Origin of the sequence: Faecalibacterium sp. Marseille-Q0746, from assembly GCF_017377595.1 — a bacterium.
In the GTDB taxonomy this organism is placed as follows: Bacteria; Bacillota; Clostridia; order Oscillospirales; family Ruminococcaceae; genus Faecalibacterium; species Faecalibacterium duncaniae.
Genome location: NZ_JAFREI010000007.1, coordinates 120,450 through 127,220, shown reverse-complemented (window position 1 = coordinate 127,220; position 6,771 = coordinate 120,450). Strand labels below are relative to the sequence as shown.

6 protein-coding genes are annotated in these 6,771 nt (G+C 53.9%); all 6 read right to left on the bottom strand.

Going from position 1 to position 6,771, the window contains the following annotated elements; genetic code table 11:
* Nucleotides 1-20 precede the first annotated feature (20 nt).
* Entirely contained in the window at nt 21-335 is a 315-nt protein-coding gene (locus tag J3351_RS06025; protein WP_207685084.1) for a helix-turn-helix domain-containing protein, read from the bottom strand.
* 212 nt (nt 336-547) lie between these two features.
* A complete protein-coding gene (locus J3351_RS06020) occupies nt 548-1,840 on the bottom strand; it encodes a virulence-associated E family protein (RefSeq protein ID WP_207697326.1) in 1,293 nt (430 codons plus the stop codon).
* Between the two features lie 76 nt (nt 1,841-1,916).
* Nucleotides 1,917-3,170 carry a hypothetical protein gene (locus J3351_RS06015; protein WP_374222235.1) on the bottom strand — a complete coding sequence of 418 codons (1,254 nt, stop codon included), beginning with the start codon at nt 3,168-3,170 and terminating at the stop codon, nt 1,917-1,919.
* Nucleotides 3,171-3,704: 534 nt separating this feature from the next.
* Nucleotides 3,705-4,040, bottom strand: a complete 336-nt coding sequence (locus J3351_RS06010) for a hypothetical protein (RefSeq protein ID WP_117506013.1) — start codon at nt 4,038-4,040, stop codon at nt 3,705-3,707.
* A gap of 453 nt (nt 4,041-4,493) precedes the next feature.
* Complete coding sequence (locus J3351_RS06005; protein ID WP_207697325.1) at nt 4,494-4,745, bottom strand: hypothetical protein; 252 nt, start codon at nt 4,743-4,745, stop codon at nt 4,494-4,496.
* Between the two features lie 193 nt (nt 4,746-4,938).
* The gene (locus J3351_RS06000) at nt 4,939-6,768 is read right to left on the bottom strand and encodes an amylosucrase (protein ID WP_207697324.1); all 1,830 of its coding nucleotides are present in this window, start codon (nt 6,766-6,768) and stop codon (nt 4,939-4,941) included.
* Nucleotides 6,769-6,771: the final 3 nt, after the last annotated feature.

The following is a 6,771-nucleotide window of genomic DNA, read 5'->3' as shown; positions in this document are numbered from 1 at the left end:
GATGCCATAGATTACCTCCCTCAGACCGCCGCAAACCAGTTGTCGAAGCTCTGCTTGTTTACCCGGATACTGGTGCCGATGCGCAGCACCCGAAAATCCTTCGTGGTGTTGCACAGGTTGTACGCAGTGCGAGGAGAAATCGCCAAAAGCTGGGCGATTTCCTCCACCCGGTAAACAAGAGGTTCGTGCTTGGCTGCTTTGGTCTGGTCAGAAGATTCAATGGCAGGGGATTTAGACGCTTTCATTGTAACCGGGTTCGAGTCCTTTTGCAAGAACTTATTCGTATAATTTTCGGATTTCACAGTTTCGGTCATGTCAGGCCGATTCATATTCATAGGCAGACCTCCAATTCCTTGTAACCGAACGCCTGTAACCGGGTAGGAAAACTCTCTTTTTCTGCACACAGGCTGTCCGATGCACTTTATACTTTTTCTTATTCTTTTAAGGTTACATGGTTACAGAAAGAGGAAAACGCAGCAGTCATGCGGCTTTTGGGCTGTAACTGTGGCGTAACCGAATCTGTAACCAGACGTGTAACCGCTGTCCATCAGAAGGGAAATCCCAGTTGCTGGGCTTCCGCATCCGTCATTTCGGAGAAATTTTCAGCCCCGGTTTCGGGGCTGGTTACGCGCTCCCAGCCTTTCTGAACACCGTACTTCGGGTAACGCTTGGCGGTCTTGTGCGCCTGCCAGCCTTGGATATCGCCGCGCGAAATTCCGGTGTTCATGATCTCGCAGATAGCACGGGTCTCCCACTCTGCCGGGATATTGGTGTTGCCCAGTGCTTCCGCGTAAAGCTGCTTGGAACACACCCGGTCACCCGTGTAGTCCTCCAGAAAGGCGTAGATCATGCCAGCCTGCGCATCCTCCTGCATGAAGTCCTGTTGGTGAGCTTGCAGCGTTTCCTGCATAGCGGGGCTGAACGCCAGCTTGTAGTTGCCGCTGTTGTAGATGGTCATGGCTTCTGCCCAAAGCTGGTCGATATAGGCACGGGATTCGGCTTCATCGTCTAGAATGTGGACTTCTGCTCGTTCCGCATCCACCGGAACAGGGATGAAGCGGCGGTTGCCTGTGCGGTCACGGGGCAAAAAATCCTGCCGGTTGGTCGTGCCAGCAAAGACGCACTGGCGCAGACGGTCGGCAGGATGGGTCTCGTAGGGGACTTTATAGGTCTCCTTCTGTTTGCTGAGAAAGCTCTTGATCTCCTCGATGCTCTTGGCATTGGCGGTGGCGATCATCTCCGACATTTCGATGATCCAGTGGCCTTGCAGCTTTCGGTACACGTTGTCATCGTCCAGCCGCCGCAGGTCATCCGAGAACCACTCGTCCTTGACAGCCAACAGCCAAAAAAAGCTGGACTTTCCTGTGCCTTGTCCGCCCACCAGACAGAGCATGGTTTCAAATTTGCATCCCGGCTGGAACACGCGCTTAATGGCTCCCAGCAGGAAGATCTTCATGGCTTCGCAAGTGTACTCGTCCTCCGCAGCACCGAGAAAATGGTGCAGGACGTGGGCTATCCGTTCTGTTCCATCCCATCTTAGGCTGTTCAGGTAATCCCGGATGGGATGATATCGGTTCTCGTTGGCAACGATGCGGATAGCCGATTCAATTTTCTTCTCGCTGGAAATGCCGTATTTCTCCATCCGGCGCAGAATATACTTCATGTCGGTGTCGCTCAGCGTCTTGCCGGAGCGGGGCCAGCCCACAGGCTTTACGATGTCGATGCGCTCGCTCAACAGGTTCAGCCGGATGGCATCGGCAAGCACATGGTCGTTCTGCAGAATCGTGATGCAGTTTTGGATCGTCCGCTGAATTTCGCCATTGGAGTGCTTGGTCAGCATTTCTTTCACATCGGTAACGGTTCGGGGAGCACGTTCTTCGTTGACTTCTTTGCTCAATAAACATCACCTCGTGCTATTATTGAAACCGATTTTCTGACTTTTCGGCGGCAGGCGGTGCGGACGGCTTCCGTTGGGTCTGTTCCGCCTGCAAGCGGTTCAGCAGTTGCAGCACCGAATCTCGTGCTTTCTCCTTAACCTGCTCCTTGCCTTTCTGACGGACTTCCGGCTTCAGGAGCTTCTCCTGCAGACGTGCGGTGGTGGTCTGCATGGTCTTGAGGAACTTGTCCAGCACGGTGTCCAAACGGTGGGCGGCGTATTCTCTCGTGGTCTGCGGAGCCTTACGTTCCGGGGACAGCACCCACTTTTTCGTGTCCTCGATCATCCGCATATCTTCCTTCCGGGTCTCGGTGCGCACCACATCGGTCACGACCTCCACCGCCTTGTCGTAGGCCGCAGCCGAAACTTCATCGATCAGAGTTTCCATGTCGTTGACCTTGAGGGTCAATTCGTCCAGCCTGTTCTGCTGGGCGGTAAGCTGCTCCTTCTGCTTGGCAAGGATGAAGTCCTGTTTTTCCAGATATTTGCGGTTGCCGTATTCTGCTTCTTCCTCCAATTCCAGCCCGTGCAGCTTGGCAATCTCGAACAGCATCTTTCGACAGGCGGCATCAAAGGTGATTTTGCGGTTGTTGCGGCGGCTGAGGGGCTTGTCCGGGTCGGGCAAGTTGAAGCCCAACGCTTCCAGTGCCTTTTCCTGCTGAGGAGCGATCTCGCCGTACTTGTTTTTGCAGTCGAACACATGACGCTCATGGATATGCGGTGTGCTTTCATCCAGATGCAACGCCCAGTCCAGCACATGAACGTGTTCGCCGAATTTAGCCTTAAACTCCTCAATGAACTCGGTGACGATGTTCAGCAAGTCCTTTGCCGAAGCGTGTTCATCCAGCGTTCCCAGCTGGTAGATGGTTTCTTCCGGGCAGGTCTTGCGGCTGGACAGCAGGTCAGGAATGGAGCGATTACGCTCCGTGTGCCGAATCTTGGCATTGCGCTCGTTCTGACTTTCCACAAAATTGGAATAGCGGCTCTCGTAAAATTGCCGTTCTACATCCGAGAAGGTCGCCGCCAGATCATCCGGGTCTTGTGGGTCGAGAGCCGAACGGAAACTGTGAAAGCAGTCCCAGTAGATGTTGCCCTTTGCTCGTTCCGGGTCGATGTGCTCACTGTTGGCAAGGTTGAAACTGCGGTCATTGTGCTTTGGGTTGTAGGTGCCTTGTGCTCCGGCTCGTCCGTTGTGTCGTGTTAATTTCAGATAGACATCCCTCCGTTTCAACAGCTTGGTGGGGGAGAACGCAGCAGCGGAGCTGCTGGATCTGCCGCCGTTTTGCGCCAGATAATACCCAGTAGGATATGACGCACAGCATCATATCACTGGGCAAGGCGTTCCCCCTTGACTCCCTTCAACGGGCCATTTTGGCCCGTTGATTTTGGCAAGCTGGCGGTCAAAGATTTGCGAATCCCTGCCCGCAGCTCGTCCGGCTTTTTCAGTGGGCCATTTTGACCCACTGATTTTTACGAGTGGGAGTGACGTGTTACAGGTAAAACCAAAGTTTTCAAAATGATAACTCCGGTGGCTCTGCCACGGATGCAATAAAGTTATCATCTTGGGGACCTGATTCGGCAGGGGGCTACAAATCAAGTTACGGAAAGCGTAACCTGATTTCAGATAATCGCCCAAATTCCCATTTTGGGGATTTGGGAGTGAGCGATTAGGTGTTACGGTAAAGTGGCACTTCCCAAAATGGGAAGTGCCACTTTACGAGATAAAAGCGAGCGTGGATAAGGAGCTTGAAAAACTTTGTCAAGTTCCTCAAAGAGAAGTGTGTGCGGCTGTTTTACGATGGCGGTAGTCTTTCTGCCGACAGGCATTGCTGCAATATCTGGCATCTGCCCGAATCGGTAAGAACTGCTCCCCGCAGCAAGCGCAGGTATACGTTCCACGTTCGGCACGCTTTTTAAGGCTTTTACGCAGATTCAGCATCTTGTGGCCGCAGGTCTGAAAACTGCAATATTTGCGGTTGCGCGTCTGGGTGTAGATGACCTTGCGGCAGTATTCACATTGGATTCTGCGCACACTGGGGTCGCCATCAATGAAATATTCCATCAGAGTGTCCTGATTTTCGCGTTCCCATTGTTCTGTTGTCATAGGCATCCTCCTTTGGCAGTTATGGGTGGATGGTGGATAATGAAAAGCATTATTCAGCCAAAATGTTACGGATGCGTGGTGATTATCAAAATGATAACCGCCACTTTCACGCAATAAAGCGTTGCGATTATTTGGTTGATGGTCAAAATGACCACCAACTAAACTTTCTCTGTTATGGTTGAGTGGTGAGTTACGGTTCTCGTAACCTAGCACAGAGTGACCACGTTACAGCAATTTGGTAAGTACTGAAAAGCAGTATTCACCAGATTTCACCGTGGCTTGACAAAATGTCAAGTTGAGGTCAGCCGTAACACGGGTAGAATCAATGTGGACAATTTGTCCACATTGATTTAGGCTGCGGCAATTCACCTCGTGTGGACAAAATGTCTACATGAGGTGAGCCATAACGCAGAAGACCCTTCTGGGAAATGACGCTTTGCGTCATTCACCACATCAACTGGCCATTTTGACCAGTTGATATTGGGTGCGCCGTTCTCCCTGCATGGATTTCCTGCCCCCTTCCAGCGGCGTTTTCCGGCTCTCCCTCTTGGGGGTCATCGCCGGGTATCCCATGCAGACGGTCATGCGGTTGTCAAGGTGCGGTATTGATTTGGCGATAAAAAATCGCCACACAACAACCTGAACCTGACCACCCCTTCCGGGATGGCCTTGGTTCGGGTTCGTTATGTAGCGATAGAAAGTCAAAAACTTGCTCCGGCTCCTTCGGGAGCCGAGCTGGAACTCTAAGTAAATATGTTATATTAAATTGTTGGGATAGATTACCACAAAAATCGAGCCGTGTCAACAAAAAGTTTCGAGAGCACGCCACTTTCAGCAGCATGCAAGAAAAAACAATGAAAACTTTGGCAAAAAGAGAGAGCCAGATGACTCGTTTTGCTTATTTGTTTTTTACCAACAGCGCCTGATAGGGCTCCAGCTCCACATCCGCCAGCCAGACGGAAGTGCCCTCCGGGGTGTGATACTCGCCGCCCAGAGCGTCCAGACTTGCCCCTGCCGGGTACTCGGTAAAGTTGAACAGTCCCACCAGCGTTTCCTCACCGCGCTTGCGTACCAGTGCCAGCACGCCGGGGTTGTGGCTGTCCCATGTGGTTACCCACGCATCCGGGGCAAAGCAGGGGTCTGCCCGCATTTGGCGCAGCTGCTCCATGCCCTGCCACAAGGCGTTTTGCAGCGTACCCTTCCGGGTGCGCTGCTTTGCGTCCTCCCAGTTGAATTTGCTGCGGTGCAGATTGCGGCTGTCCTCCACACGGTCAGGGTCGTTTTTGTAGTCCCAGCCGTTGAGTTGTGCGATCTCATCGCCGCAGTTCAGCATGGGGAAGCCCTGCAAAAACGCCATAGCAGTGTGCAGCAGCAGGTCACGCTTCACGGCGTAGTCCAGTGCGGTTTTATCGCCCTTTTCCAGTGCCTGTTCGATACCGCACAGGCTGGCGGTGGTGCCGCAGCTCCGGGCATCGCCAGTAGCGGGGTCGTAGTTGTACAGCTCGCCCTTTGCCCAGCTGCCGGGGAAATTGCCCTCATAGAAGTGGTAAAGATACTCCTTGTGCTTCTGCGGGTCAATGCCAAGACGGTTTTCCACCGCCTCGTCCAGACCCCAGCCGATGTCATCGTGGCAGCGCAGATAGTTCACGAACCAGCAATTCTTCGGCAGGGCGTGGAGGGCATCCAGCTGCGCCTTCAGCAGCCGGGTGTCCCGGCTGGCAAGGGCACCCCACAGGTTGACCATGGTGGATACGTTGTAGAGCATGTGGCATTCCGGCTTTTCCGGGGTACCGAAATAAGCCGCCAGCTCCTTGGGAGCCATGACCACCTCGCCCTTGAGGATGACCGCCGGGCAGACACATTCCAGCACCATGCGGAGCATCCGCACGATGGTGTGCACCTGCGGCAGATTGCGGCAGGTGGTGCCCAGCTGCTTCCAGATATAGGGTACCGCATCAATGCGGAACACTTCCACACCGAGATTTGCAAGGTGCAGGATGCTCTTGGTCATGTCTACGAACACCGCCGGGTTTGCGTAGTTCAGATCCCACTGGTAGTCGTGGAAGGTGGTCAGCACCCACTTGTGCATTTCCTCACACCATGTAAAGTTGCCGGGCGCGGTGTTGGGGAACACCTGGGGCACAGTCTGCTCGTACTGGTCGGGGATGGTACGGTCCTCGTAGAGGTGGTAATAGGCCTGAAACCACGGGTCGCCCGCCTTTGCCGCCATGGCCCAGCGGTGGGTGCTGGCGGTGTGGTTCATGACAAAATCCAGACACAGGCTGATGCCTGCTTTCCGCAGCTCCCGGGTCAGGTTTTCCAGATCTTTGTTGGTGCCAAGGGCCGGGTCTACGGTATCGAAGTCCTCCACCGCATAGCCGCCATCGTTGTGGGGGTGGGGCATCTGCAGCAGGGGCATCAGGTGCAGATAGGTCAGCTTCTGCTCCTTGAGGTAAGGCAGTTTCTTTGCCAGTTCTTTCAGATTTCCGGCAAAGAGGTCGGTGTACATGGTCATGCCGAACATATTGCCGCGCTTGTACCACTCCGGGTCGGCAGAGCGTGCCTTGTCCAGCGCTTTCAGCTCGGCGCTGCGGGCGTTGTAGGCTTCAGCCATCTCCCGCTCCAGAACTTCCAGCCCTTCCCGGTTGTGGTACAGTTCCATGAACAGCCATTCCAGCTCGTCCTTGTGCTTGGCAAACCGGGATTCAAATTCCTGTTTTCCTGCCATGGT